Annotated in this window: 1 protein-coding gene; it reads left to right on the forward strand. The window is 69.1% G+C overall.

All coding sequences use genetic code 11. The features are described from left to right. Window positions 1-2014 (forward strand): SdrD B-like domain-containing protein (locus tag AC5JLB_RS02595; RefSeq protein ID WP_495872298.1); only part of this gene is annotated, 2014 nt, incomplete at both ends.

Here is a 2014-nt window from a genome sequence, read left to right on the forward strand (position 1 = left end):
AACGGCACCTTCGGCCTGCTCGGCGTCGACCTGCTCGGCTCCGTGGCCGACGTGTCGGTCGTCTACACCAGCCAGGACCCGTCGACGATCCAGCGCGACCCCGCCACCAACACCAGCACGTGGTGCGCCGAGGCCCAGTTCGGGTCCCCCGGCTGCCCCACCTCCATGGCCTCGGTGACGGCGTTCAAGATCATCAACGAGGACTTCCGCAACGGCGAGTTCGGTGGCGCCCGCATCCGGGTGTCGCCCGCCGCCAACGTCGAGTCCGACATCTACGTCAACAACGTGGCCCAGGGCCGCACCGCGAACCTGCCCGAGCCGATCCCGGCCACGCCGAACGAGCCCATCGAGGTCGTGGCGTCGTCGGTCGGCGACACCGTCTGGTTCGACGCCGACAGGGACGGCGTCCGTGACGCCGGCGAGGCCGGCATCGCCGACGTGACCGTCCGGCTCTACGACGCCGCCGGCACGCAGCTGCGCACGGCCACCACCAACGCCGACGGCCAGTACACCTTCGGCAACCTCCACTCGGGCACGTACCGGGTGGACCTCGACCCGGCCACCATCCCGGCCGGCTACACCCCCACCTACGACCTCGACGGCGGCATCATCTCGCCGGACCGCAACTCGGGTGCCTTCACCCTCGAGTTCGACACCGACCGGATCGACGTCGACTTCGGCGAGTTCCGCCAGCCGGGCGTGCCCAGTGTGGACATCGAGAAGGAGACGGCGGCTGGTCAGGATGCGGACACGCTCGAGACGGGTGTGTACGTGCGGCCTGGCACGTCGGTCGATGTGGTGATCCCGGTGATCAACACCGGTGACGAGGCGTTGACCCAGGTGGTGGTGTCCGATGAGACCATCGCTGGTCCGGACATGACCGGCTTCGAGTGCACGTTCCCCGATGGGACGACGGGTTCGGCGTTGCCGAACGGGTCGATCCGTTGGGAGGCGACGTTCTCCGTCGGTGGTCTGCCGCCGACCGAGCGCTGGGAGGTCGATGAGCAGATCGACTGCACCGGGACGCTGGCCATGGAGGGCGGTGACCCGAACCACCTGAACACCGTGACGGTGGAGGCGGTCGATCTGAGCGGTGACGGCCTGACCGGCACCGATGACCTCCACGCCTACACGGCGTCGATCGACATCGTGAAGTTCGACGGTCGCCAGGCGGCGCCGGCGAACCCGGTCGATGGTCATGACGACCTCGACGGGATCTTCGATGGCCCGACCACCGGTGCGTGGGACGTCGCCGTCGATGCCGACACCACCGATGACCGTGTCTCGTACGCGGCGGCCGGTTCCTACGAGGTCGGCTTCATCGTGACCAACAACGGTGCCATCCCGGTCCAGGGGGTGAGCGTGGCCGACCAGAACCTGTCGGGTCCCGCGGTCACCGGCTTGAGCTGTGACTTCACCGCCCTCGGTGGTGCGGCCACGGGCACGACGTTCGACGGGGTCCTCGAGCCCGGTCAGTCGTTCCCCTGCACCGCCACGCTGACCATGGCCGCCAGCGAGTCCCACCAGGACTCCGCCGGCGTCACCGCCCAGCCCCTCAACCCCGTCACCCGCGCCGTCATCGGCGACGAGACCATCGACGACGAAGACCGCTACACCGCCGTCGTGCCCGGGCAGCCCGGGATCACCGTCGAGAAGGAGACCGTCGCCGGTCAGGATGCGGACACGCCGGCCACCGGGGTGTACGTCCCGGCTGGTGGGTCCGTGAACATCTCGATCCCGATCACGAACTCCGGTGACAAGCCGCTGGTGAACGTGGAGGTCGCAGACACGCTGAACAGCGGTCCTGCCGTCGCCTCGTTCGCCTGCACGTTCCCCGACGGCACCACCGGCACCACCCAGGCCGATGGTTCCATCACGTGGGACGCGACCACAACGGTCCTGCCGGCCCAGCCGGCTCGCACGTGGGCGGTGGGTGAGAGCTTCACCTGCACGGGCACGCTGACGATGCCGGCCGGTTCGGAGAACCACGCCGACACCGTCGAGGTCAACGCCT

The organism is Myxacorys chilensis (genome assembly GCF_059505265.1).